At 61.4% G+C, this 24,745-nt stretch carries 23 protein-coding genes; 8 read left to right on the forward strand and 15 right to left on the reverse strand.

Annotation, left to right across the window (positions count from 1 at the left end):
• Nucleotides 1-132 precede the first annotated feature (132 nt).
• The 6 genes from QCL65_RS12890 to QCL65_RS12915 all read right to left on the reverse strand — a co-directional run bounded on the left by QCL65_RS12890 (nt 133) and on the right by QCL65_RS12915 (nt 7,621).
• Entirely contained in the window at nt 133-735 is a 603-nt protein-coding gene (locus tag QCL65_RS12890) for a membrane integrity-associated transporter subunit PqiC (RefSeq protein WP_407309157.1), read from the reverse strand.
• A complete protein-coding gene (locus QCL65_RS12895; protein ID WP_407309159.1) occupies nt 732-2,411 on the reverse strand; it encodes an intermembrane transport protein PqiB in 1,680 nt (559 codons plus the stop codon). Before QCL65_RS12895 ends, QCL65_RS12890 begins: the two co-directional genes overlap by 4 nt.
• A complete protein-coding gene (locus tag QCL65_RS12900) occupies nt 2,404-3,018 on the reverse strand; it encodes a paraquat-inducible protein A (RefSeq protein ID WP_407309161.1) in 615 nt (204 codons plus the stop codon). The genes QCL65_RS12895 and QCL65_RS12900 overlap by 8 nt, the downstream gene beginning before the upstream one ends.
• The gene (locus QCL65_RS12905; RefSeq protein ID WP_407309163.1) at nt 3,015-3,626 is read right to left on the reverse strand and encodes a paraquat-inducible protein A; all 612 of its coding nucleotides are present in this window, start codon (nt 3,624-3,626) and stop codon (nt 3,015-3,017) included. The genes QCL65_RS12900 and QCL65_RS12905 overlap by 4 nt, the downstream gene beginning before the upstream one ends.
• Before the next feature lie 11 nt (nt 3,627-3,637).
• Nucleotides 3,638-5,995, reverse strand: coding sequence for a PAS domain-containing protein (locus QCL65_RS12910; protein ID WP_407309165.1), 2,358 nt, complete (start codon nt 5,993-5,995; stop codon nt 3,638-3,640).
• 465 nt (nt 5,996-6,460) lie between these two features.
• Complete coding sequence (locus tag QCL65_RS12915) at nt 6,461-7,621, reverse strand: aldose epimerase family protein (RefSeq protein WP_407309167.1); 1,161 nt, start codon at nt 7,619-7,621, stop codon at nt 6,461-6,463.
• 232 nt (nt 7,622-7,853) lie between these two features.
• Here QCL65_RS12915 and QCL65_RS12920 point away from each other — a divergent pair, with 232 nt between their 5' ends.
• The 4 genes from QCL65_RS12920 (at nt 7,854) to araH (ending at nt 12,417) form a co-directional block, all read left to right on the forward strand.
• Complete coding sequence (locus tag QCL65_RS12920) at nt 7,854-8,726, forward strand: SMP-30/gluconolactonase/LRE family protein (RefSeq protein WP_407309169.1); 873 nt, start codon at nt 7,854-7,856, stop codon at nt 8,724-8,726.
• A 103-nt stretch (nt 8,727-8,829) separates the two neighbouring features.
• Nucleotides 8,830-9,831, forward strand: coding sequence for a substrate-binding domain-containing protein (locus QCL65_RS12925; protein ID WP_407309171.1), 1,002 nt, complete (start codon nt 8,830-8,832; stop codon nt 9,829-9,831).
• Nucleotides 9,832-9,897: 66 nt separating this feature from the next.
• Complete coding sequence (araG, locus tag QCL65_RS12930; protein ID WP_407309173.1) at nt 9,898-11,412, forward strand: L-arabinose ABC transporter ATP-binding protein AraG; 1,515 nt, start codon at nt 9,898-9,900, stop codon at nt 11,410-11,412.
• Nucleotides 11,413-11,451: 39 nt separating this feature from the next.
• On the forward strand, nt 11,452-12,417 hold the full coding sequence (gene araH / locus QCL65_RS12935) for an L-arabinose ABC transporter permease AraH (protein WP_407309175.1): 966 nt from the start codon (nt 11,452-11,454) through the stop codon (nt 12,415-12,417).
• A 108-nt stretch (nt 12,418-12,525) separates the two neighbouring features.
• On the opposite strand, the gene modC is transcribed toward araH, so the two are convergent.
• From modC to QCL65_RS12965, 6 genes are all read right to left on the reverse strand, one after another.
• A complete protein-coding gene (modC, locus tag QCL65_RS12940; RefSeq protein ID WP_407309177.1) occupies nt 12,526-13,602 on the reverse strand; it encodes a molybdenum ABC transporter ATP-binding protein in 1,077 nt (358 codons plus the stop codon).
• On the reverse strand, nt 13,599-14,282 hold the full coding sequence (gene modB / locus QCL65_RS12945; protein WP_407309179.1) for a molybdate ABC transporter permease subunit: 684 nt from the start codon (nt 14,280-14,282) through the stop codon (nt 13,599-13,601). Before modB ends, modC begins: the two co-directional genes overlap by 4 nt.
• Complete coding sequence (modA, locus tag QCL65_RS12950; RefSeq protein ID WP_407309181.1) at nt 14,282-15,034, reverse strand: molybdate ABC transporter substrate-binding protein; 753 nt, start codon at nt 15,032-15,034, stop codon at nt 14,282-14,284. Before modA ends, modB begins: the two co-directional genes overlap by 1 nt.
• A gap of 76 nt (nt 15,035-15,110) precedes the next feature.
• Complete coding sequence (gene alkB / locus QCL65_RS12955; RefSeq protein ID WP_407309183.1) at nt 15,111-15,767, reverse strand: DNA oxidative demethylase AlkB; 657 nt, start codon at nt 15,765-15,767, stop codon at nt 15,111-15,113.
• A 9-nt stretch (nt 15,768-15,776) separates the two neighbouring features.
• Nucleotides 15,777-15,947 (reverse strand): hypothetical protein, encoded by a 171-nt coding sequence (locus QCL65_RS12960; protein WP_407309185.1) that lies wholly within the window; start codon nt 15,945-15,947, stop codon nt 15,777-15,779.
• A gap of 16 nt (nt 15,948-15,963) precedes the next feature.
• A complete protein-coding gene (locus QCL65_RS12965; protein ID WP_407309187.1) occupies nt 15,964-16,266 on the reverse strand; it encodes a DUF1883 domain-containing protein in 303 nt (100 codons plus the stop codon).
• 144 nt (nt 16,267-16,410) lie between these two features.
• Here QCL65_RS12965 and QCL65_RS12970 point away from each other — a divergent pair, with 144 nt between their 5' ends.
• Nucleotides 16,411-16,764 carry a hypothetical protein gene (locus QCL65_RS12970; RefSeq protein ID WP_407309189.1) on the forward strand — a complete coding sequence of 118 codons (354 nt, stop codon included), beginning with the start codon at nt 16,411-16,413 and terminating at the stop codon, nt 16,762-16,764.
• A 6-nt stretch (nt 16,765-16,770) separates the two neighbouring features.
• Here QCL65_RS12970 and QCL65_RS12975 read toward each other — a convergent pair whose 3' ends face one another.
• Entirely contained in the window at nt 16,771-17,052 is a 282-nt protein-coding gene (locus tag QCL65_RS12975) for a hypothetical protein (RefSeq protein ID WP_407309191.1), read from the reverse strand.
• A gap of 231 nt (nt 17,053-17,283) precedes the next feature.
• Here QCL65_RS12975 and galU point away from each other — a divergent pair, with 231 nt between their 5' ends.
• The 3 genes from galU to QCL65_RS12990 all read left to right on the forward strand — a co-directional run bounded on the left by galU (nt 17,284) and on the right by QCL65_RS12990 (nt 21,110).
• Nucleotides 17,284-18,123 (forward strand): UTP--glucose-1-phosphate uridylyltransferase GalU, encoded by an 840-nt coding sequence (gene galU, locus QCL65_RS12980; protein WP_407309193.1) that lies wholly within the window; start codon nt 17,284-17,286, stop codon nt 18,121-18,123.
• A 110-nt stretch (nt 18,124-18,233) separates the two neighbouring features.
• A complete protein-coding gene (gorA, locus tag QCL65_RS12985; RefSeq protein ID WP_407309195.1) occupies nt 18,234-19,592 on the forward strand; it encodes a glutathione-disulfide reductase in 1,359 nt (452 codons plus the stop codon).
• 81 nt (nt 19,593-19,673) lie between these two features.
• Nucleotides 19,674-21,110 carry a hypothetical protein gene (locus tag QCL65_RS12990; RefSeq protein WP_407309197.1) on the forward strand — a complete coding sequence of 479 codons (1,437 nt, stop codon included), beginning with the start codon at nt 19,674-19,676 and terminating at the stop codon, nt 21,108-21,110.
• A gap of 6 nt (nt 21,111-21,116) precedes the next feature.
• On the opposite strand, the gene QCL65_RS12995 is transcribed toward QCL65_RS12990, so the two are convergent.
• Both QCL65_RS12995 and QCL65_RS13000 read right to left on the reverse strand, forming a co-directional pair.
• Complete coding sequence (locus QCL65_RS12995; RefSeq protein ID WP_407309199.1) at nt 21,117-22,208, reverse strand: fimbrial protein; 1,092 nt, start codon at nt 22,206-22,208, stop codon at nt 21,117-21,119.
• A 29-nt stretch (nt 22,209-22,237) separates the two neighbouring features.
• Nucleotides 22,238-24,742, reverse strand: a complete 2,505-nt coding sequence (locus tag QCL65_RS13000; protein ID WP_407309201.1) for a fimbria/pilus outer membrane usher protein — start codon at nt 24,740-24,742, stop codon at nt 22,238-22,240.
• Nucleotides 24,743-24,745: the final 3 nt, after the last annotated feature.

Consider the following 24,745-nt stretch of genomic DNA (forward strand, 5'->3'; position numbering starts at 1 on the left):
GAATGGTTTGAACATAAGTATCACTGGGAATGATAAATCCAGTGCACCAAAAGAGATCGGGGGCAAAAGATCGGTGGCAAAAGGGCAAAAGATCGGGGGCAAGCCCCCTCCTACCGGCCCGATCTTTTGATCTTACGGACAGCCGTTGACGCCACCCTGGGCCCAAGCCCTAGATGTATCGGCAATGGTTTTCGACAATCGGTCGATCAGCACCTGGTGCGCCAGCACCAGGCTCTCCAGCTCGACGCCAGCCGGTTGGCGTAGCTGGCTGGCACAAGTCAACGTTTGGCGGGGCTGGTCGTTGCCGCGCAGGCCCAGGCTCCACACCACATCGAGCAAAGCGTACTGCCCGGGCAGGGAGTCGAAGCGGCGCACCTCGGCTTGCACCGACAGCACCTCACGCCCTGGGGCCTTGGGCAGGCCAGCCAGGTCGCGGGTGCCCAGGCGACGTTCCAGGCGGTCGGTGAGGGCGTCGTGGAACTCGTCGGCCAGCGGCGCACTCCAGCGGTCGTTCTCCAGAATCGCCAGGCCGCCCTGGCCCTGGCGCACCACCAACTGCGGCTGGTCGACCTGCACCGGTACGCGCACGCTGAGCATCTCGAATTGGAAAGGCGCTGCGGCCACTGCCACCGGCGCATCGGCCACCGGTGTTTGCAGGGTGTAATAGCGGGCCACGGGGGTGCTGCAGGCGCTCAGGCCAACACAGGCCGCCAGGGCCAGGATGCGGGTTTTCATGGCTGTGCTTCCGGTGAGACTGCGCGTGAGGAATGGCTGGGAGCTTTGTAGGCATCCGGCTCGCCCTGTTTGGTATGGCCCCGGAGCAAGGCTTCCGGGTTGCGGCTGAGGAAATCTGTGAGGATACGCACCGAGCGCGCCGTGCGCTGCACCTCAGACATGGCCTGGCTGATTTGCTGCCGTTCTGGCGAGTCCTCGGCCAGACTCGCGTTGGCGGTGCCGAGGGTTTTCTGGGTTTGCACCAGGGTGCCGCGCAGCTGCGGCAGCACTTCGCCGTTGACCGTTTTCAGGGTTTTTTGCATTTCCGCCAGGCTACCGTTGAGGTTATTGGCAATTTGATCCAGCGGCAGCTTGCTGATCTTGTCCAGTACCCCCTGCAGTTGCTCTTGCACCTTGTCGAAGCTGCCTGGCACGGTGGGGATCACCAGCGGCCGCGCCGCCATGTCAAAGGTAACCGGCGCCGCTTTGGGAATGAAACTAAGGGAGATGTACAATTGGCCCGTCAGCAGGTTAGCGGTTCGAGCTTGGGCGCGCAGGCCCTGTTTAACGAAGGCCGACATCAACTGCGCGGTGCGGGCATCGTCTTCGGCGCCGAGTTCTTTGAGGATCTTGTCGTGGGCCAAGCCCAGGCGGTCCGGGTAGATCACCACGCCAACCACACTGGGGAAGGTCTTGGTGCTGGCGTCGTAGTCGAGGTCGACCGACACCACGCGGCCAATGTTGACTCCCAAAAATTCCACCGGTGCATTGACTTCCAGCCCACGCAAGGACTGGTCGAAGCTCATCCGCAAATAGCGCGGCTCGCCGTCGGGGCGCGCCATGGCGGCCTCTTGGTTGGCGAACAGGCCAAACCGGGCCTGCTCGGCGGCGGGCTTGGCGTCAGGGCTGTACTTGGGTTCTACGAACGCCACGCCGCCGGCCAGTATCGTCGACAAAGATTCAGTGTTGACCTTCAAACCACTGGCGCCAAAGGTCACGTCGACGCCGCTGGCATTCCAGAAACGGGTGTCGGTGGTGACGAACTTGTCGTGGGGGGCATGGACAAAGATGTCCACATCGACGCCCTTGCCGTCCTCGGAAAGATGGTAAGACACCACTTGGCCGACCTGAATGCGCCGGTAAGAAACGGGCGAGCCGATGTCCAGGGAGCCGAGGTCATCGGTATGCAAGGTAAAACGCTTGCCTTGCTCGCCGTAGGTGATTGGCGGTGGTGTTTCGCGGCCGACAAAATTCTTTTCGGTTTGCTCCGAACTACCCGCATCAGCGCCGATAAAGGCCCCAGAGAGCAGGGTGTCGACCCCGGAGATACCGTTGGCGCCGATGCGCGGGCGCACCACCCAGAACACCGAATCCTGGGCGGTGAAGGCCTGTGCCGAGGCGTTCAGGTTAACCGTGGCCACCACATGGCTGCGGTCTTCGCTAAGGGTAATGGCGGTGACCTGGCCGATCACCACGTTCTTGTATTTGACCTGGGTTTTGTTCGCCTCCAGGCCTTCGGCGGTCTGGAAACTGATGCTGATCTGCGGGCCTGCGGAGATCGCGTTGTTGATCAGCATGGATAAGCCCACCAGGGCCGCCACGATGGGCACGATCCAGATCAGCGAGACATTGACCCGCCGGGTTCGCACCACCGGGGTCGCGGCCGGAGAACCTGGGGAACTTGAACGATCAGACATCTTCCACCTCTGCATCCCAGATCAGCCGGGGCTCGAAACTCATGGCGGCCAACATCGTCAGCACTACCACCACACCAAAAAAGACGATACCCAGCAGGGGATCGATAGAACTCAACGAACGAAACTGCACTAACGCGGCCACCAGCGCCACCACCAAAACATCGAGCATTGACCAATACCCGATCAACTCGATAAAGCGGTACAGCTGGCTGCGCTCACGCATGGCCCAGCGGCTTTTGCGCTGGCAGGTCACCAGCAGCATGCCCAAAATCAGGAACTTCATGCAGGGCACAACGACGCTGGCAAAGAAGATCAGCGCGGCGATGTCCCACGAGCCGCTTTTCCAGAATTCGATCACACCACTCATGATGGTGTTCTCACTGGCTCGGCCGAACATGTTGGTACGCATTACCGGCAACAGATTGGCCGGTATATAGAGAATCAGCGCGGCGATCAATAGGGCCCAGGTGCGCGCGATGCTATTGGGCTTGCGCGGGTGCACCGGGGAATCACAGCGGGGGCAACGCGGGTCTGAGTGCTGGCAAATGTGCCCGCAGGTGTGGCATAGCACCAGGTTCAAACTACGGGCATAGGCCGGCATGCTCATCGGATCTGCCCTTCGAGGTCGTCCCACAAACGCCGGATACCCTTGCCGGAAATCAGGATCAACAGCACACACAGCATGCCCAGCGCCCATAGGCCCATGCCTGGGCTGACGTTGAGCATGCCAGCCAGCTTGACGATGGCCACGAGGATCCCCAGCAGGCAGACCTCCAACATGCTCCACGGGCGTAAGTGCTCCAAGGCGCGCATGCAAGCTTTAAAACCTGGGGCGGCGCGGCCGACATTGGCGAACCCGAGTAGCCAGCAGAGCAGGGCGATCTGTAGCATCGGCGCGAGGATGATGGTCAGCCCGGTCACTGCCGCCATGGGCGTGATACGCCCCTGGGCCAGGGCCTCGACCGATTTCCACAGGGTGGCTTCATTGCTCAGGCCTTCCATGCTGATGATCACCACCGGGAAAGCATTGGCGAACACGAACAGTAGGGCAGCAGTGATGGCCAAGGCGAACAGGGCTTGCACACTCAGCCGGCGGCTGCGCTCCAGTACCGCGCCGCAGCGGCTGCACTCGGCTTTCTGCCGCTTGGCCAGGGGCACCGATTCGAATAACGAGTCGCAATGCTCGCAGATGATCCAACGGGGGGAGACGTTCATCCGCGCAAGCCTCACTGAGCCCTGATGGCGGTGCGTAGCGCGTACGCCAATGCCTGGGCCGAGTAGGGTTTTTGCACGAATGTGTGGGTCGACCCCTGCATCAAGGTAGGGCTATAGCCGCTGGTCAGCACCACCGCCAAGCCCGGGAAACGCTGTTGGATCTGCTCAGCCAGGGCAATCCCGTTCATTCCTGGCATCACCACATCGGAAAACACCGCCTGAAACTGCTTAGGCTCTTGCGCCAATAAGGTCAGGGCGGCTGCGGCGGTTTTCACCCAGTGGGTCTTGTAGCCCAGCTCCCTCAGGGTGTGGGTGGAGAACTCACCCACCTCGGGGTTATCTTCGACCACCAATATGTAGGCCCCAGCGCCGTCGCTGGCATCATCGTCCGGGTGCGCGGGAAGCTCTACCACGCCGTCGGGCGAGGTCCGTGGCAGGTAAAGGGTGAAGGTGGTGCCACCGCCGATAGAGCTGTCCACGGTCACCTCACCACCGGACTGCTTGGCAAAGCCAAATACCTGCGACAAGCCCAGGCCGGTGCCTTTGCCCACTTCCTTGGTGGTGAAAAAGGGTTCGAAGATATGCTGCATTTGCTCCTCGCCGATTCCTGAACCGGTGTCCGTCAGGCTCACGGCGACGTACTCACCGGGCTGCTGGGCCCGGCCAGCGTTGGCTGGTAGGCCCACCACCGGGCGTACCGATAGTTTCAACTGGCCTTCGCCGTCCATCGCGTCGCGAGCATTGACGGCCATATTGACCAGCGCGGTATCGAACTGGCCAGCATCGGCCTTGATGTAACAGGCTTGCTGCGGCAGTTCGATATGGACATTGATGCGTGCGCCAATCAGGGTACCAATCATCTCGCCGATGGATTTCACGCTGCGGCCCACGTCAAATGTTTCTGGCCGCAGTGCCTGGCGGCGGGCGAATGCCAATAACTGTGAAGTCAGGCGGCTGGCCCGGTCCACGGTGTCGGAAATCGCTTCGATGTAATGGGCACGCCGGGTCTCGTCCAGGCTGCGCCCGAGCAGGTAGGTCGAGGACTTGATCACCGTGAGCAAATTATTGAAGTCATGGGCCACGCCGCCCGTGAGCTGGCCGATGGCTTCGAGCTTTTGCGATTGATGCAGAGCCTCCTCGGTCTTGCGCAGGGCTTCGGCGGCTTCGCGTTCGGCCTGGATATCACGGCCAATGGCATGGATATAGTCGCGGTCTGGCACGGCGGTCCAGGAAATCCAGCGGTAGCTGCCGTCTTTGTGCCGGTAGCGGTTCTCGAAGTTTTGCACACTGTCGCCGCGGGCCAGGTCAGCGGCGGCGACGGCGGTGTCTTCGCAGTCGTCGGGGTGTAGCAGGTCGACGAAGCTGTGGCCGATCAACTCTTCATGGTCCCAACCCAGCGCGTGCGACCAGGCTGGGTTGGCGGCAAAAATATGCCCGCTGAAGTCGGCGACCAGCATCAGGTCGGTGGACAGTTGCCACAGCCGGTCACGGTCCTGAGTGCGGGTTTGCACCCGTTCGATCAGGGTCAGGTTAAGCCGGCGCAGTTCCTCTTCGGCTTCACGGGTGGCGGTGATATCACGGGAGATGCAGAGGATCTTCTCAGGTCGGCCCTGGCTGTCCATGATCGGCGTGACCTGTACGTCCCACCATTTGGTCGTGCCCAGGTAGGTGTCGGCGGCGCCCTGGAAACGGCCGGATATGCCCAACCTGGCGCCCGCCAATGCGGCGGTTGCATCGATATTGCCCTGGGCCTGCCAGAAGTCCGGCCAAGGGCAGCCGCGAATGGCATTGAAGTCACTGACCTCCATGACCCGCATGCCGCCATCGCTCATGAAGGTGAGTTTGCCATCCAGGTCGAGTACCTTGATGCAGTCGTTGCTCGACGCCAGCACCCGGGCGTTGAACGCCTGGATGTCGCGTAACTCAGCTTCCAGGCGCCTGGCGTGGGTGGTCTCGCGGGTGGTGCAGAGCACGCCTAAGACGCACAGCTCGCGCTCGTCGTAGATCGGGCTGCAAGCCAATGACCAATAGGTTTCCTGGTTCTCGCCGTCCCTTATGATGCTGACCTGTAACTCATCGACCTCGACGGCCTGGCCGCTCTGAGCCTGCTGGAGCAGCGGCTGCAGTGCCACCCAGGCCTCGGGCAAAACGCTGCGCAAGGGTTTGCCCAGCGCGCCGTCGAGGCGATCGCCCAGCAGTGGCCGATAGGCGTCATTGAAGAACAGCAATTGCTCCGGGCCCCAGGCCAGGTATTGGCTTTGGGTCGATACCAGCATCAGGCGCAAGGTGGCGCGCAGGGTGGCAGGCCACTGGTCGAAGGCGCCCAAGGGGCTGGCCGACCAGTCTGTGGCGCGCAACGTGGCGCCCATCTGCCCACCGGGCGGGGCAACAAGCAGGGGCGAAACGGGCGAGCGTTCTATGATCATGGGCTACGTAATTGAGAGAAAGGTCATCCGATGACGAGGCCCTGTCGCAATAACGCGGGGGAATATGCGAACTTTGGCGCCTTGACGGCAATATGACAATACCTAAGGGTCCGAGATTCCCTAGGATCGTCTTTATAGCGCGCGCGGGGGGCTAGACGGGCCATTGCAGCCCGACGCAATAGGGCACCTGCAGCCATTAATGGCATTAGCGATAGTGACTATCGACAGGAACGATAAGGCGTACAGCCCACCCCGTGTTACGTTTGCCCTCGAAGTTTGAACAGACTCTTTGCATCTGGACCTTCCCCGCCCAGGTGCTTCTACAGTGTGAGTCTGCTCCCCTTCGAACTCCTTTGGTTAAGGTTTTGGCCACCCCACTCAACGTGCGGTGGCTTTTTTTTGCTTGGGTTATTGCGCCGAGAATTTCAGCACGGTGGTTTGCGTATAGGCTTTGCCGGGGTCCAGGCGAGTGCTGGGGAAGCTGGGCTGGTTAGGCGCGTCGGGGTAGTGCTGGGTTTCCAGGGTGAACGCACCCCAGTGGGCATAGGCCTTGCCGCCCTTGCCGTGGACGCTGCCATCGAGGAAGTTGCTGGTATAGAACTGCACCCCGGGTTCGCTGGTGTAAAGCTTGAGCACCCGGCCGGAGGCGGGGTCACGCACTTCGGCGGCCAGGGCGTCGAGTTTGCCTTTGCTGTCCAAGACCCAGTTGAAATCGAAACCTCCGTGCTTGGGTTCGGCAAACTTGAGCTGCGGGTGATCCGCTGCGATGTGCTTGCCGATGGCCGTGGGCTGGCGGAAATCCATGGGCGTGCCTGCCACGGGCGCCAGTTCACCGGTGGGGATCAGCTTCTCAGTCACTGGGGTGTAGTGGGCCGCGTGCAGGGTAGCGACCTGCTTCAACACATCGCCGTGGCCGGCGCCCGCCAGGTTGAAGTAGCTGTGGTTGGTGAGGTTGAGCACGGTGGGTTTATCGGTCACCGCGTGGTAGTCGATGCGCAAGTCGTTGTCTTCGCCCAGGCTGTAAGTAACTTCGGTACGCAAGGTACCGGGAAAGCCCATCTCGCCATCGGCCGAGGTATAGCTGAGTTTGACCCCCACACGGCCCTCGCTGTTGCTTGGTTCGGCTCGCCACACGCGCTTGTCGAAGCCCTGGGGGCCGCCGTGCAGGGCGTTGCTCTTGTCGTTCTGCGGCACTTGGAAGGTCTTGCCGTCGAGGCTGAAACGGCCCTCGGCCAGGCGATTGCCGAAGCGGCCGATGGTGGCGCCAAAATACACCGTGCCGTTGGCCTGGTAGTCCTTGACCGAGTCGAACCCCAACACCACGTCGGCCACTTGGCCTTTGTTGTCCGGCACCAAGAGCGCCTGCAAGGTCGCGCCATAGGTGATCACGCTGGCCTGCATGCCATGGCTGTTGCGCAGAGTGAATTTCTCGATGGTCGTGCCATCGGGCAGGGCGCCGAAGTTGCTGCGGTCTTGGCTGAGCCCGGCGTGGGCGGACAGCGATGCGATCATGAGCGCGGTTCCTAGGCTACTGAGCAGCGGCGTGCGCAGGTAAATGGGCAGGGTCATAGCGGCTTCCTTATTGTTGTTAGAGGGCTACAAAGTCAATGTTGTCTGACTAGATCCAGAGTTTTTTCCGGATTTGAGCAGGTATAGTCGAAAAACAGTGGATTTTAAAATAAATAGTAATACTATTTGAGCCAAGCACCCTGCCGGGGTGGCTGCAATCATAGCGCTAGGTGTCTAGCGTGCATTGATCCCGGTCATAGGCGAGCACAATAATAAAAATTGGAGACCTGCCATGCAGTGGCATCCCATCACCCCCCAGCGCTACCGGCTTGCCGAAGGCCCGTTCTGGGACGTCGCCAGCCAGGCGCTGTACTGGGCCGATATCGCCGGTTTTCTCGCCTGTCGCTTGCAGGGCGAGTGCTATCAGCAGTGGCAGCTCAACGAGCCTGTGTCTGCGTTTATCCCCACCGAATCTGGCGATGCCTTGGTTACCCTGGCCAGCGGAGTCTACCGCCTCGACCTCAGCAGCCCTGCGCAAGCCCCGCGCCTGAGGCTCTTCTGCGTGGCCGACCCGGTCGAGGGCAACCGCGCCAATGAAGCGCGCTGCGATGCCCACGGCCGCCTGTGGCTGGGCAGCATGCAGAACAACCTCGACGCCCAAGGCGGCGATGTGCCGTTAACGCGGCGTTCCGGCGGTTTGTTTCGTGTCGATGCGCGTGCAGTGGTCACGCCACTGCTCAGCGGCCAAGGCATCGTTAACACACTGCTGTGGAATGCCGCTGGCGACACCCTGTACTGCGCCGACACCCTGGATGAGGTGATTTACCGCTACCCCATTACCGCCACCGGCCAGCTCGGCCCGCGCCAGGTCTGGGCGAGCGCCCATGCGCGCGGTTTTCCCGACGGCTCGGCCATGGACAGCCAGGGCGAAGTGTGGAATGCCCGTTGGGATGGCCATTGCCTGCTGCGTTTAGGGGCCGATGGGCAGTGCCGCGAAGTGATCGAACTGCCGGTGGCCAGGCCCACCAGTTGCGTGTTCGGCGGCGCCGACCTGCGCACCCTCTACGTGACCAGCGCGGCCGGCCCTAGTGCCCTGGACGGTGCTGTGCTGATGGCTCGGGTGGAGGTGCCAGGGCTGCCTTGCCGGCGCTTCGCTCAGGCGTGACATTAGGTTACCCAAGGCCCGTCGATCCTGTGTTAAGACTGACGCGGTCATCCGTTTCACCCGCTGGACGCTGTAGCTAGTCAATAAAAATAAGGAGTCAGCTATGTTGAGTCGTCATGGGATTCGTTCCCTGTGTTTCGCCGCGTTGACCGTCGCCATGTTCGGCGCCGGTACTGCCTCGGCCGCCGATCCGGTGAAGATCGGTTTCCTGGTCAAGCAGCCTGAGGAGCCTTGGTTTCAAACAGAATGGGCCTTCGCCGAAAAAGCCGGTAAGGACAAAGGCTTCACGGTGGTGAAGATTGCCGTACCCGACGGCGAGAAAACCCTGTCGGCCATCGACAGCCTAGCCGCCAACGGCGTCAAAGGCTTTGTGATCTGCCCGCCCGACGTATCCCTTGGCCCGGCCATTGTTGCCAAGGCCAAACTCAATGATATGAAGGTCATGGCCGTGGACGACCGCTTTGTCGACGCCAAGGGCAAGCCGATGGAAGACGTGCCTTACCTGGGCATGGCCGCATTCGAGGTGGGCCAGAAGCAGGGCGCCGCCATGGCTGGCGAAGCGAAAAAGCGCGGTTGGGACTGGAAAGAAACCTACGCGGTGATCAACACCTACAACGAGCTGGATACGGGCAAAAAACGCACTGACGGTTCGGTCGACGCCCTCAAGGCAGCGGGCTTCCCGACAGAGCATATCCTCTACGCCGCGCAGAAAACCCTCGACGTGCCCGGCAGCATGGACGCCACCAACTCGGCGTTGGTCAAGCTGCCTAGCGGGGCGAAGAACCTGATCATTGGTGGCATGAACGACAACACCGTACTGGGTGGCGTGCGTGCCACTGAAAGCGCTGGGTTCAAGGCGGCCAACGTGATCGGCATCGGCATCAACGGCACTGACGCCATCGGCGAGTTGAAAAAAGCCGATAGCGGCTTCTTCGGTTCGATGTTGCCCAGCCCGCACTTGGAAGGCTACCAGACCGCCACGATGGTGTTCGAGTGGGTGACCCAGGGCAAAGAGCCGCCCAAATACACCGCGATGGATGAGGTGACGCTGATCACCCGGGAAAACTTCAAGCAGGAACTGGAAAAAATCGGTTTGTGGAATTGATCCTTCCGTAGCGCAGGGGCCCGTTTCCTGCGCTACGGCCCGCCGTTTTTTCGAGGAGAACCCTGCATGGCTGTTTCAACCAATAACCGCGAGTGCCTAAGCTTTCAGGGCATTGGCAAGAACTTTCCGGGTGTGCGCGCGCTGTCCGACATTAGCTTCCAGGCCCAGCCGGGTCAGGTGCACGCGCTGATGGGCGAAAACGGCGCGGGCAAGTCGACCCTGCTGAAAATCCTCGGCGGCGCCTATGCGCCCAGCGCCGGTGAGGTACGTATCGGCGAGCGCTCGATGGTGTTCAAGTCGGCCGCTGAAAGCATCGCCAGCGGCGTTGCCGTGATTCACCAAGAGTTGCACCTGGTGCCCGAGATGAGCGTGGCCGAGAACCTGCTGCTGGGCCATATGCCGGCACGTTTCGGCTTGGTTAACCGCGGCGCCATGCTGCGCCGGGGCCGCGAGCTGCTCAAGGGCCTGGCCGATGAAATCGACCCCGCGACCCGCCTGGGGGACTTATCGCTGGGCCAGCGGCAACTGGTGGAGATCGCCAAGGCCATGTCGCGCAACGCCCACGTGATCGCCTTCGACGAGCCCACCAGCAGCCTGTCGGCCCGGGAAATCGAGCGGTTGATGGCGATTATTGGGCGCTTGCGCGATGAGGGCCGGGTGATCCTCTACGTGTCCCATCGCATGGAAGAGATCTTCCGCATCTGCGATGCCGTCACGGTGTTCAAGGACGGCCGCTTCGTGCGTACTTTCGATGACATGAGTAGCCTCAGCCATGACCAACTGGTGACGTGCATGGTGGGCCGTGATATCGAGGACATCTATGACTACCGGCCGCGCCCGCAGCAAGGTGCAGCACTGCGGGTGCAAGGGCTGCTGGGGCATGGCCTGCAGGAACCGGTGAGCTTTACCGCGCACAAAGGCGAGGTCCTGGGATTTTTCGGCCTGGTCGGGGCAGGGCGCACCGAGCTGCTGCGCTTGCTTTGCGGCCTGGCGCCGATCAAGGCGGGCAGCCTGAGCCTGGAAGGGCAAACGCTGGCCCTGAAGAACCCGCGCGATGCCATCGCTGCCGGGATTCTGCTGTGCCCTGAAGACCGTAAAAAAGAAGGCATCGTGCCGTTGGGCAGCGTCGCCGAAAATATCAACATTGGCGCGCGCAGCCGCCACGCCCACATGGGCTGCCTGATCGATGGGCGCTGGGAGCACGACAATGCGCAAAAGCAGATCAGCGCGCTGAAAATCAAGACGCCTTCGGCCGAGCAACTGATTATGTACTTGTCCGGCGGTAACCAGCAAAAAGCCATTTTAGGCCGCTGGCTGTCGATGCCCATGAAAGTTCTGCTACTCGACGAACCGACCCGCGGCATCGACATCGGGGCCAAGGCCGAGATTTACCAGATCATCCACAACCTGGCGGCCAGCGGCATCGCGGTGATTGTGGTGTCCAGCGACCTGATGGAAGTCATCGGCATCAGCGACCGGATTCTGGTCCTGAGCGAAGGCGCCCTGACCGGCGAGGTGGCCCGGGCCGATGCGCAAGAATCCCATCTGCTGCAACTGGCCCTGCCACGTACTCGCCACTGATCCATCGCCATGACCGAATACAATAACAATGAGGTGCACATGTCCACTCCCAATACCCTGCAGGCGCCACGCCAAGGCCTTAATATGCGGCGTTTTCTTGATGACTGGGTCATGCTGTTGGCAGCCCTGGGCATTTTCGTGTTGTGCGCGCTGTTGATCGACAATTTCCTCTCGCCGCTGAATATGCGCGGCCTTGGGTTGGCGATTTCCACCGTCGGCATCGCGGCCTGCACCATGCTCTACTGCCTGGCTTCCGGTCACTTCGACTTGTCGGTGGGTTCGGTCATCGCCTGCGCCGGGGTGATCACGGCGGTGGTCATGCGCGATACCGAAAGCGTGTTTCTGGGCGTCTCGGCGGCGTTGGGCATGGGCCTGATCGTGGGCCTGATCAACGGCATCGTGATCGCTAAACTGCGCATTAATGCGCTGATCGCGACGTTGGCGACCATGCAGATCGTCCGCGGCCTGGCTTATATTTTTTCCAACGGTAAAGCCGTTGGGGTGATGCAGGAAGATTTCTTCGTGTTTGGCAACGGCCAGCTGTTCGGCGTGCCGGTGCCCATTTTGATTACGGTCGTGTGCTTCGTGTTTTTCGGTTGGCTGCTCAATTACACCACCTATGGCCGCAATACCATGGCCATTGGCGGCAACCAGGAAGCCGCGTTACTGGCCGGCGTGCACGTTGACCGAACCAAGATCATTATCTTCGCCGTGCACGGCGTGATTGGTGCCCTGGCCGGGGTGGTGCTGGCTTCGCGCATGACCTCGGGCCAGCCCATGATTGGCCAGGGTTTCGAATTAACCGTGATTTCGGCCTGTGTGCTGGGTGGGGTATCGCTCGCCGGGGGCATCGGCATGATCCGCCATGTGATTGCCGGGGTGCTGATTCTGGCGATCATCGAAAACGCCATGAACCTGAAGAACATCGATACCTTCTACCAATATGTGATTCGCGGCACCATCTTGCTGCTGGCAGTGATTATCGACCGCCTGAAGCGTCGTTGAAACCGGCGAAAAAATCGGGGGCGAGCCCCCTGCTACGGTTTGGGGCACATCCCGTAGGAGGGGGCTTGCCCCCGATCTTTTCACGTGCAATTGCGCATCAATTGCGAATCAAGCCAACACCGCCACCGATTTGATCTGCGCCCACACCCGCGTGCCAGACTGCAACCCCAGTTGCTCGGCCGAATAGCGGGTGATCCGCGCCAGCAATGGTGTGGCACCGATGTCCAGGCTCAGCAGCACATGGGCGCCGGTGTCGCTCAGGCGCTGCTCCAGCACCTGTGCCGGCAGGCGGTTGAGGATGCTGCTGTGAGCCTGCTCCTGCAGGCTGATGCTGACATCCCGCGCCTGAACTTTCATACGCAATGGTGCACCCAAGGGCAGGGCGCCGTGGGTAACCCGCAGGTGGCCGCCGCCTGGCAGGGCCAGGGTCAATAGCTGGTAGTCGGGGTCAAAGGCGCTGACTTGCCCTTGCAGCACCACCCCGGCGTCATCGGCCAGGGCCAAGGGCAGATCAAGCCGCGCCGAGGTTTCGCCAATCGGGCCGCTGGCAACCACTTGGCCTTGTTCAAGGATCACCAAGTGATCAGCCAGCCGCGCCACTTCATCCTGGGCATGGCTCACATAGAGCAGCGGTATTTGCAGCTCGGCGTGCAGGCGCTCCAGGTAGGGCAGAATTTCCCGTTTACGCGCCGAATCGAGCGCAGCCAAAGGTTCGTCCATCAACAACAGGCGTGGGCTGGCCAGCAAGGCGCGGGCGATGCCGACACGCTGGCGTTCACCACCGGATAAATGCAGCGGCCGTCGCTCTAGCAGATGCTCGATCCCCAGCAACTCGCAGGCCTGCTCCAAGGGTATCTGGCGCTGGGCCGCTGGCACCCGGCGCAAACCGTACTCCAGGTTACCCCGCACCGACAGATGGGCGAACAGGCTGGCTTCTTGGAACACGTAGCCCAGGGCGCGCTGGTGAGTCGGGACAAACACGCCAGCGGCGCTGTCTTGCCAACACTGGCCATTGACTTCGATCCGCGCCACCTGGGCCCGCTCCAGGCCGGCCAGGCAGCGCAGCAGGGTGGTCTTACCCGAGCCGGAAGGGCCAAACACGGCGCTCACGCCACGGCCGGGCAGGTGCAAGTCGACCTCCAGGCTGAAATCGCCCAGGCGCTGTTCAATACGCGCATCGATCATGGCTGGCCCCAAGTGGCGCGCTGGCGGCTGCCATACAGTGCCAGCAAGACCAAAAACGAGAACACCAGCATGGCACCGGCCAGCCAGTGAGCCTGGGCATATTCCAAGGCCTCGACATGGTCAAAAATCTGTACCGACACCACCCGGGTTTTCTCCGGAATATTGCCGCCGATCATCAAGACCACGCCGAATTCTCCCACTGTATGGGCAAAACCCAGGATGCTGGCGGTGATAAAACCTGGCCGCGCTAGGGGGATCACCACGCTGAAGAAACAATCCCAGGGGCTCGCCCGTAGCGTGGCCGCCACTTCGAGGGGCCGCTCGCCGATGGCGGTGAAAGCATTTTGCAGGGGTTGCACCACAAAGGGCAGGGAGTAGATCACCGAGCCAATCACCAAACCGCTGAAACTGAACACTACCGTGCCCAAGCCCAAGGCCTGCGTGGCCTGGCCGATCCAGCCGTGGGGGCCCAGGGCCAACAGCAGGTAGAAGCCGATGACCGTCGGTGGCAGCACCAGCGGCAACGCCACGATCGCGCCCACCGGCCCGCGCCACCAGGAGCGGGTACGCGTGAGCCACCAGGCCAGTGGCGTGCCCACCAGCAGCAGAATGAGCGTGGTAACGCTGGCTAGCTGCACGGTCAGCCAAATAGCGGCCAGGTCGCCGGCATCCAGTGGCATCAACGGGTATAGCCGTACGCTTGAATAATCGCAGTGGCTTGTGGGCCTTTGAGGTATTCGACCAGGGCTTTGGCGGCTGGGTTGTCACGGCCTTTGTTCAAGATCACGGCGTCCTGCTTGATGGGTTCGTGGAGGTTGGCGGGCACGATCCAGGCCGAACCCTGGGTCAGCTTGCCGTCTTTGTAGATCTGCGAGAGGGCGACGAAGCCCAGTTCGGCGTTACCGGTCGAGACGAACTGGTAGGCCTGGGTGATGCTCTGGCCTTCGACCAGTTTGCTCCGGGTGGCCTCGCTCAGGCCAAGTTTGCCCAGAACTTGGGTCGCCGCCAGCCCATAGGGGGCGGCTTTGGGGTTGGCGATGGCCAGGTGTTGGTACTGATTAGCCTTGAGCACTTGGCCCTTGGTGTCGATGTAGTCGGGCTTGGCCGACCACAGGGCCAGGGTGCCGATGGCGTAGGTGAAGCGCGAGCCGGCGAGGGTTTGGCCCTCCTGCTCGAGTTTCTCTGGGGTGCTGTCGTCGGCTGCCAGGAACACCTCGAAGGGCGCGCCATTTTTGATCTGTGCGTAGAACTGGCCAGTGGCGCCATAGGCCGCGACCAACTTGTGCCCGGTGGCTTTTTCAAAGCCTGGGGCGATGGCCTGCAAAGGCGCGGTGAAATTGGCCGCTACGGCGACCTGCACTTCATCGGCCTGGGCGTGGCCAAGGGCGAGGGTAAACAGGCCGGCGAGAGCCGTTTTGGTCAGCAGCGACATGGGTAAAGCTCCGAAAGTCATTCGTTATATAGCCAACTATATAGCGTATGGCCAGGGCGTGAACAGCTCGGCGTCGCTAGCCCGCTTGGCGCAACGTAAGGTTGATGCGCTGGGCGCCCATCACCTCGTGCACGCCTTCCTTTAAAGGCAGCACGCCGTGAAAGCGCAGCCGGTCGACGCCGCCCCACACCATGACATCGCCATGCAAAAGCGGGACTTTCAGGGACGGGTCGCTGCGTTGCGCGCCACCCAGCTGGAACAGCGCCGGTAGCCCCAGGGAAATCGACACGATGGGCGCGGCGTAGTCTCGCTCGTTTTTGTCCTGGTGCAGCGACATGCGTGCGCCGGGCACATAACGGTTGATCAGGCAGGCATCGGGGTTGAAGTCGGCGAAGCCCGCTGCGGCAGCAGCCTGTTGCGCCAATTCGCGCAGGCAATCGGGCAGGGCTGGCCAGGGCTGTGCGGTGGCGGGGTTGAGCGGGCTGTAGCGGTAGCCCTGGCGGTCAGTGGTCCAGCCCAGGGAGCCACAATTGGTCAAGGCCACCGACATGGTAAAGCCGCCCGGGGTGACCATGCGCCGCAATGGCGCCGCCGCCACCACTTGGCGCAGGGCAGGGAGCAGAGCTTGCAGCCAGGGCAGGGCGAAGCCGCGCAATACGAAGGTCTGGGTCGCTAACTGCTCGCGCCGGGGTGGCTGAGCCAGCTCGGCTTCGGCGAATAGGTTGAGGGTCATCTCACCTCGCTACAGCGCTTTGCTCACATGGATTTCAGTGATTTGCAACGCTGGGTCGGTGTGGATCTTGGCCAGGGCGGCCTGGGCTTCTTCCAATGAACCTGTGGCCAATTGGGCGAAATCCCAGCGGCGCTCGCCGTCGAGTTTGTAGCGGATCACGTATTTAGTGGTGGCCGTCAAAGCGGGCGCTCCTGGGTCAGCTGAATTTGGACGCGGTACGGCGAATGATCTTGATCGTATGCTTGAACGGCGGCTTGCGCACCTTGGGCGTAGGTTTGCTGCCCGTGGTGTCGATGGTGATGTTCCAGAAGCCGGTGCTCGGGGCGGTGATCCGCGCAGGAAAGTCGACGAACGCGCCGCCGTGGTAGCTGTGCCGGCCGCCGTTTTTGAACGCGCGAAAGTTGGCGTCGCTCATCAAGCGGATGTTGCAGCGCTGGGAGCATTCGATCACGACGATGTCGTCTTCATTGAGGTGCTCGCGCTGGTGTACGAATTTCATGCTGGTGCTCCGCCGCTTTCTGACATGCAAAACGCCAAGGTTACCACGGGCAGGCTGGATAGCTGCAGGCCTGGGTGTTTTTCCGACATTCAGGGGAGCAAAACCCCGTTGTCGGGGTCACAGACTCTTTTATGGAGGTCCGTTATGAAGGCGTGGTGGTTAGTGGTAGGCGTTTTGTTGAGCGGCTGTGCGAGTGTCTCCGACATCGCCGAGACACCGGAAACCATGAGCGTGATTTCCGGCAAGAGCCCCAAGGCTTTCGCCACTTGCCTAGTCGATGAGCTGACCGAGAGCCGCGGCCCTTCGGTGATCGAGCCGATTCACGAGGGGTATCGGGTGATCGTGCCGCAAAAACTGTCCGAAACCGATCCGGCTGCCTTGGTAGATATCAGTGAGCGCAGCAATGGCAGCACCATCAAAGTGCATGAGCGACTGTCGAACTTACCCATTCGGCCCACCGATATCCGCGATGCCGTGGAAAAATGCATCTCCGGCTAAGCGGTTTTATTTGCACACCACCACCACATTGCGGTTTTTGTAGTTGCCCAGGTCGGCGCCCAGGGTTTTCTGGTCCGGCTTGGGCTGGGGCGTGCCGTCGGTGCCGATAATGTCGTAATCGCCGCCCGCGCAGGAATCGCTGGCTTTCTGGTAGCAGGCTTGCCAGTTCATGGCCTCGCCGGAGCAGTCGATGCTCAAACCTTGCTCGCCGTTTTTGAGGTACGTGGGGGATGCCGTGGCACAGCCGCCAAGGGCGAGTATGGCGAGCAGAATCAATGTGTTTTTCATGGAAGGCTTCTTTAAATAGGGCGGTGGCGTGCAAAGATAGCTAAATGCTATACATTGCTGAGGCGGCGGTACAGCCACTGCGGTAATATTTATCCAGGCCTGGAACTATCCCGCCCTGATTTTCTCTATGAAACCAAGCGATCGGCCGGCAGCAGGGAATTGTAACCTCCCCAGCGCCTGATTAGACTGCGCCGACTCTCGTACGCCAAAGCCCGTGTTTAAGGACTCCTGATGATCAAGAAATGCTTGTTCCCTGCAGCCGGTTACGGCACCCGTTTTCTCCCGGCCACCAAGGCCATGCCGAAGGAGATGCTGCCAGTGGTCAACAAGCCACTGATCCAGTACGGGGTCGAAGAAGCCCTGGAAGCCGGTCTGACCCAAATTTCCATCGTCACCGGCCGTGGTAAGCGCGCCATCGAAGACCACTTCGACATCATGTACGAACTGGAAAACCAGATCAAAAACACCGACAAGGAAAAATACCTGGTTGGCATTCGTAAACTGATCGACAACTGCACCTTCTCCTACACTCGGCAGATCGAGATGAAGGGTCTGGGCCACGCCATCCTTAGCGGCCAGCCTTTGATCGGTGACGAACCTTTCGCCGTGGTCCTGGCGGACGACCTGTGCGTCAACCTCGAAGGCGACGGTGTACTGACCCAAATGGTCAAACTGTACAACCAGTTCCGCTGCTCGATCGTCGCCATCCAGGAAGTCGACCCGCAGGAAACCAATAAGTACGGGGTCATCGCCGGCCAAATGATCCGCGACGATATTTATCGCGTACAAAGCATGGTGGAAAAACCCAAGCCGGAAGATGCACCTTCCAACCTGGCCATTATCGGCCGTTACATTTTGACTCCGGACATCTTCGAGATCATCCGCAATACTGAGCCCGGCAAAGGCGGTGAGATCCAGATCACCGACGCCTTGATGAAACAGGCGCAAGATGGCTGCGTGCTGGCTTACAAGTTCAAAGGCCAGCGCTTCGACTGCGGCGGCGCCGAAGGCTACATCGACGCGACCAACTTCTGCTTCGAGAACTTCTACAAGAAGGGCGCGGTGCAGTAACACTGCGACCTGTCTGTTATAAACGCCGCTGACGCCCCATGGCCTCAGCGGCTTTTTTATTGCTGGCCGCTGCCCGTTTACCCGGCTATTGATACTGCAAGGAGATTGCAATGCCCTACGATTTCGACCTATTCGTGATTGGCGCCGGTTCCGGTGGCGTACGCGCCGCACGCTTCGCCGCAGGGTTCGGCGCTAAAGTAGCGGTTGCCGAGAGTCGTTACCTAGGTGGCACCTGTGTGAACGTGGGTTGCGTGCCGAAAAAGCTGTTGGTGTATGGCGCCCACTTCGCTGACGAATTCGAACAGGCCCAAGGCTTTGGCTGGAGCGTGCCCACCCCCAGCTTTGACTGGCCGACCTTGATCGCTAATAAAAACCGCGAAATCCAGCGCTTGAATGGGATCTATCGCAAGCTGTTGCAAGACAGCGGGGTACAAATCTTCGAAAGCCATGCGCGCCTGACTGGGCCCCACGAGCTGGAAGTCGATGGCCAGCGGGTCACGGCCGAGCGCATTCTGATTGCCACCGGTGGCTGGCCGATGATCCCCGAGATTCCTGGGCGCGAGCATGCCATCAGCTCTAACGAAGCGTTTTTCCTGGAGGCCCTGCCTAAGCGTGTCATTGTGGTGGGCGGCGGTTATATTGCGGTGGAATTTGCCGGGATCTTCCAAGGCCTCGGCGCTCAAACCCAACTGCTCTATCGCGGCGACCTGTTTCTACGTGGGTTTGACGGCTCAGTGCGTAAACACTTGGCTGAAGAGCTGACCAAGCGTGGCCTGGATTTGCAATTCAACAGCGACATCGCTCGCATCGATAAGCTCGCCGACGGCAGTCTCAAGGCCACCCTTAAGGATGGCCGCGAACTGCAAGCCGATTGCATCCTTTACGCCACTGGCCGACGCCCCATGCTCGACAACCTGGGCCTGGACAACACTGCCGTCAAGCTGACCGACAAGGGTTTTATCGAAGTTGACGGACTGTTCCAAACCAGCGAGCCTTCCATTCTGGCCCTGGGTGATGTCATCGGCCGCGTGCAACTGACCCCCGTGGCCCTGGCCGAAGGCATGGCGGTGGCGCGGCGTCTGTTCAAACCCGAGCAGTATCGGCCGGTGGATTACCGCCACATTCCAACGGCCGTGTTTAGCCAGCCAAACATCGGTACGGTGGGGCTGACTGAGGAGCAAGCGAGTGAGCAAGGGCATAGCCTGAAGATATTCGAGAGCCGCTTCCGGCCGATGAAACTGACCCTAACGGACTGTCAGGAAAAAACCCTGATGAAGCTGGTGGTGGACGCCGACGACGACCGCGTGCTCGGTTGCCACATCGTCGGCCCGGATGCCGGCGAGATCATCCAGGGCATCGCCGTGGCCATCAAGGCTGGGGCCACCAAGCAGGTGTTCGACGACACCATTGGCGTACACCCCACCTCAGCGGAGGAGCTGGTGACCCTGCGCACACCGGTCCAGCGCTGAACAGCTAGCGGTTCTGCCAGTGCCCGGCTACGCCGCCGGGCGTTTTAATCAAGGCCCGGACCCAACCACGAGCCTTGCCCCATGACCCCGCCAAGCGCTGCATCATCCGCTGCTGATTTACTGCCTGCGCCCACGTTCAAGCATCGGCCGAACCTCGAAGGCGGGCAGGTCAATCTAATTGCGGTGCAAGACGTAGCGCGGCCCCTGCGCGTGGAGGTCGCTCCCTGGCCCACTTCGCAGCCTTCACCGGCGCTGCCTGAGTGGCTACGAGTGTTCGTGAACGGCCAGCTGTTGGCTGAAAAAAAGTGGGTCGCGCCCATTGCGCCGGAAGACCACTTTGTCGATATCTCGCTGGTGGGCCTGGTCGATGGCGTGCACAGTGTGACCTATGTAGTGACCAGTTTCAGCGGCACCCCCCAAGGCTCTGAGCTAACGCCGCTGACCCTGGACCGCCGGGCCCCGCAGCTGCTCATAGACAACGCCCCGCAATTTCCGGCCGAAGTGGTGTCGGCCGGGATCACCGAAGCCTATCTGGCCAGCAACCATTATCGAGTGCGGGTCAACGTGCCAAGCTACCTTTCCCCAGCGGTGGGAGATGTCTTGCGACTGCACTGGACCCGGGAACAACTGCCAGGGGTGGTCATCGCGGAAAAAATCTTGACCCTGGGCGACAAAGATCAGCCTGTATTTTTCACTTTGGAAGAAGCGCCGATCCTGGAGCATGGCTACGGCGACTTTATCGCCTCGTTCAGTGTGACCGACCACGCTGGCAACCCTAGCAGCCTGTCCCATTCGAGCCCGGTACGAGTGGTCAAACGCACGCTGCCTGAGCCGGAAGTAGAGGGTGCCCAACGGGTAGACGGGCACCTTGAGTTGCCGGCCCTCAAGGCCGTACGCGGCGCGTTGATACACATCCCCGCCGCGGCGGACCTCAACGGTATCGAGCGGGTAAGCGTGCGGGTGGGTGTGCCGGGCGAATGGGGGGCCAGCACTTTAGTTGCACCGTTGTTCCGGGGCAGTCGCACCTATCGCCTGGCGCCAGCCCAGGTGGCTGCATTGATGAACAAAAATGTGACCTTAGACTACGCGGTCGTGGTGCGTGGCCGCGTGTTGTACTCTACGCCGAGGGTGCTGAAGATCGTCGCGGTGCCGGCTGAGCACCTGCCGATCATTCAATGCCCGCTGGCCGCCGGTAAAACGCTACGCTTGAGCCAACTGCCTGCCGGTGACGTACTGTTGCGCCTGGCGTCGTGGGTTTTCGGCGCACCCGGCCAGTGCATCAATGCCCAGGCCCGCGTGGACACTCAACCGCCCCAAGAGAATTCGCGCCAGGTCCTGGCGGATCAAATGCCCATTGACCTGCTGCAAAGCTTCCTGGGTGTCGACTTGTGCCTACCCCGCGACTGGCTGGCCTCATTGGCGCCAGACACCACCGTGCACCTCGATGTAGCCTTGAGTTTCGATGGCGGCATCAGTTACCTGGCGCTGGAGCCCACGCAGATTCTGCTGCAAGCCTAGCGGCGCTTATTTGTAGCTGACCGTAAAGCTCAAAGCACCATTGGCTCTGCCGCGCGTGACGGTGGGCCCGGTTTGGTAATAACGCGCTTTGAGGGGGATGACCATGTTGTTACTGCCCGTGGGAATGCTGCCAAAATCGACTTCAGCCAGCAGCGGCATCGGGGTGCTGTCGGCCCGCAGAATCTGAATACCCACCCCGGTGGCACTGGCGTCACTGGCCAGGCTCAGCACGCCGATGTCAGGGGCGACCGGCGTCGAGCCATGGGCGCCATCGAGACGCAGGTGCGCAGCGGCAACCCCGTTGTTTGGGTCATCGACGCAGTTGTTCAAGGTGATGTTGAAGTCAGTCGCATCGGTGAAATAGCCCTCACCGGTAAAATCGGCCGCAGGCCATTGGCCTAACTGGACCGGAGCGGGGTTCACCGGGTTGGCGGTGAGATCGCACTGGGCCTGGATAATCGTGGCGCTAAAGCGCGCCTCATTGACCTTATTCACCACCGGGGTGACAAAGGTTTCAAAAAAAAGCGTGTTGTTGAAGCTTTGCGGCCCTGGGGCAATCGGGCCGGTTTTGACGAAGGCAGGGAATACCCGTAGGTATCTTGGTTGCCACACCACGAGTAGCTCCGGGCTGCTGCGTGTGGATCGATAGGGCGCCAGTGTGTTGCCATCGTGGGCAGGCCACCAATGCATAGGGGTTGCTTCTGCCATCCGCAATACCAGGCCGACCCCCGGGATGGGGGTCTGGAAGACTTTGCCGCGGGTAGAGAAGCCGCCGAAATTATCTGATTGGCCTGTATAGATTGGCTGCGTGGGCTTTTGGTCAAAAGTGAACGTTGGCGCCTCTTTGTACCAAGTACAGCCATAGCCTGGCTGCGCCCATGGCTGTACCCTGGGCAGCTCGCCGAAAATCGAGCCGACGGGTAAATCCCGAGGCACATATATAGTCCCCAAATCCTGCTGGAATATCGACGGCCCCACACCCCAGACGGGGTGCCAGCCACAACTATTTTCAGGGGGGTAGACGGTGTCATTGCTGAGCGCAGCAATAGGCAGAAGCATTCCGACCAGGCAGGCGGCGCGGCGGCTAAAGTTTTTCATGGGGTCACCTTCAAAAAAGAACGGTAGGTCTAATCACAACGTTGGCTATGCAGGCGGTAGCCATTTTCGCTGGCAGGCAGCGCCTGCGGGTCGACTGCAGCGGCGCACTGTTGGTCTGGCCCCTCACCCCAGCGTACCTGCACACGCTGTTCGCTGTTGCCAAGGGTGAGCATGACCCGCCCACCTTGGCCGACGATGCCCAGGGGTTGGCCCTGCTCGTCGACTACTTGCGCACCGAATGGCAGCGCCAGGCCCTGAGCATCTTGCAGGCTGAGGATCACGCGGTTAACTCGGCGCGCCTCGAACGTTGCCTTGACCAAAGCGCCGCGGCTGGGCACTACTTGCTGTGTGCCATTGTCCAGTTCCGTGTCCATGCCCAACTCATCGAGGTCCAGTTCAACCTGGTTGACCCGATAGGGGCGCAGGGCCGGCATGAGCGCGTAACCACTGGCTCCGGTTTGCGCTTTGGTGCCATTGCGCACGCCGATACCTGGGGTGTCGGGCACGTGCACCAGGGCATTGGTTTCGCTCAGGTAAGGGCCCAGTTCGATGCCACCGCCATGGGCCAGCAGGGCGCCCGAAGCGTTGACATTGATGTTGCGATATTCGCCGCTGTAGCTCAGGCCGGCGCCCATACTGCCCACGCCGGTGGCTTGGCCAACGTTCAGCGCGACGGTCTTGCGGTTAGCCTGGTCGTTAGCCAAGGACGCGCCGTAGTGCGCGCTCTGCCCCAGCCGGCCGTTAAAGCTGGCACGCTGGCTTTGCCCGCTGGCGCTGTGTTGCCAGTCCAGGCTCAGCGACGAGGCGGCGCCGAATTCCAGCGGCATCGACAGGCTCAAGCCGACCTGCAGGTCATTACCGGCGGTGCGGTTCAAGGATTGCGAGGCATACAGGCCATAGCTGACACGGGCATGGGTGGTGTTGGCGCTGATCTGGAACTGCTGGCGCGAAGGCCTTGTACCCCAATAGTCTTCTTGGCTGAATGTCAGGTTCAGCGAGCTGCGCTGGCCGATGCTTTGGGCGATCGAAGCATCGAGGCGGCTACGGCGGCCGCCGGTAAAACGTATCCCTGGGTTGCGCTCGCTCAAGGCCTCGCCAAACTCCCGGTAATTCTCGGTGGAGTAGCGGTAGCCGGCGAAGCGCAGATGGGTGCGGCTGGCGAAGCTCTTGCCGTACTTCAAGGCATAGCTCATTCCTTCCCGCGAGCCTTGGTCATAGGTCGACTGCGAGCGTATGACGTCGGCACTGAAGGCGCCGAACTGGCCAAAGTCACGGGCGGCCCCCAGGCTGAACGCGCGATAGAAATCGCTGGCCAGGGCGCCGCCATACAGCGTGGAGTTCCAACCTGCGCCCATGGCCAGCGTACCTTGCCACAGCAGGGGTTGCTCAAGCGCCTCGGAGGTGGGGGTGTAGCGCCCGACGGCGCCGGTGTAGCGCCAGGTACCCGGGCGCAATAGGTTGGCTAAGGTGGCGTAGGGCTGGGTATAGCGGCGTACCTGCCCGTCGTCCTCGGTCAGGGTGACCTCCAACTCGCCGCTGCTGCCGCCCACGTTCAGGTCATCGATTTCATAGGGGCCCGGGCTCACATAGGTGGTGTACACCAGGTAGCCATTCTGGCGTATCTCCAGGCGCGCCCGGCTCAGGGCCACGCCGCGCACGACGGGGGCGTAGGCCTGCATGGCATCGGCCAGCATGGTCAAGTCGCTGGCCACCACCGCTCCGGTGATCGGCAGGCTGGTGAACACCTCCCCAGGGGTAAAGGTTTCACCCAGGGTCAAGGCCGCATGGGTGCCCGGCAGGTCGCGCCGCAAATAAGTGCGGCCACGCTCCCAGTGTCGCTCGCCGGAGCTGCTATCGGACAGCGAAAAATCACTGCGCAGGCGCCATGCGCCCAGGTTGACGCCGGTATTGAGCAGCAAATCCTGGGCATGGCTGGCGCCTTGGCTACGGTGCTGGTTGTGGCGGGCGGTGGCTTGATAGTTGACGAAGGCGGCGCTGACCCCATGGTCGATCCGGCTGGGGTCCAGGGTGCCCGAGGGGTCGCGGCGCATCGCCATGTGCGGGATCGACACATCGAGCCGTAGGGTTTGCCCGTTCAACCGGGTACTGGCATGGGGGATCGCCGCCGCCAGGTCAATGCATTGTGCTTGCAAGGCATTGGGGTCGGCGATGCTGGCCAGGCGCACCCCCCAGGCCTCCAGCAGGTCGGCCGACAGGCAGGGCTGCAACGGCGCTTGGGCACTCTCGGCGCTGAAGTCCAGGTCATGTTCGTCGACCCATCGCGAGTTAACGTAGACCTGCACGCGGTGGCGGCCGGAGCCCACATCCAGGCGCTGAGCCAGTTCGCGAATGGCCAGGGCACCGGCATCACCGCCATGCTGATCGCCCTGGCGCATAAAGCTGGACTCAAAACGGATGTGCTCATTGGCCATAGCCATGTTGAGGGAGAGCAAGGTCAGACCGCCGCCCAGGGCTAGCGCAACGCCCGGGCACAGACAAGCCGGCCGCCGGCGCAGATACATTTCATCGTTCATTGG

It is taken from the genome of Pseudomonas sp. nanlin1 (genome assembly GCF_045571515.1).
In the GTDB taxonomy this organism is placed as follows: domain Bacteria; phylum Pseudomonadota; class Gammaproteobacteria; order Pseudomonadales; family Pseudomonadaceae; genus Aquipseudomonas.